The organism is Paracoccus marcusii, from assembly GCF_006151785.1.
GTDB classification, from domain to species: Bacteria; Pseudomonadota; Alphaproteobacteria; order Rhodobacterales; family Rhodobacteraceae; genus Paracoccus; species Paracoccus marcusii.
Genome location: NZ_VDDD01000280.1, coordinates 1 through 723, shown reverse-complemented (window position 1 = coordinate 723; position 723 = coordinate 1). Strand labels below are relative to the sequence as shown.

Sequence of the window (723 nt, the reverse complement as noted above, 5' to 3'; positions counted from 1 at the left end):
CGCCGCGCCGCGCCCCGCCGCCCCGCTGCCCAAGCCCCGCCAGACCGCCGATCAGCGCCAGGCCGCCCTGCGGTTCGAGGCCCAGGGCGCCCCGGTGGACGCCACGACCCTGATCCGGGCGCTGAACTTTCCCGACGGCCCCGACGATGTCGACGCGATCGACGCCCTGCGTCACGCGCTGAAGGATCCCGCGCATTCCAAGGTGCTGCGCGCCGCGCAGGATGTCGTGACGCTGATGGCGGGCCAGGATGTCTACATGGACGACCTGCCGCCAGAGATGGCCCGCCCCGAGGTCTGGCGCCGCTATGCCGCCGGTGAACGCGGCAGCGCCGTCGCTGCCCTGGGCGGCATCCACCACCAGCCCGCGCTGGAGATCGCCGCCACCATGCTGCGCGAGGACGAGATCTTTCGCGACACCGCGCATCACTTCCTGCGCCATTTCGACGGGCTGACGGCCCGCCTGGTACCGGAACTGGACGACCTGCAGATCGCCGTGCTGGCCGACAGCCGGTCGTCGCGCGCCTTCATGCTGCTGGGCCGCGTGTCGGGCGTCTTCGGCTAGACGCTCAGGTGCAGCAGATGGACCTGCCCCCACCAGGGCAGGCCATACCGGCCCCGCCCCCGGTCCGAAAACCCCACCCTGTCGTAGAAGGCCAGCGCGCCCCGGTTGCGGGCGCGCACCTCGGCCCGCAGGCCGGGGCGGCCGTCGCGGGCGGCGACCAG

General features: G+C 73.4%; 1 pseudogene. It reads left to right on the top strand.

The features are described from left to right. Window positions 1-562: pseudogene (locus tag FHD68_RS19305) on the top strand (hypothetical protein); the annotation flags it as partial. Window positions 563-723: the final 161 nt, after the last annotated feature.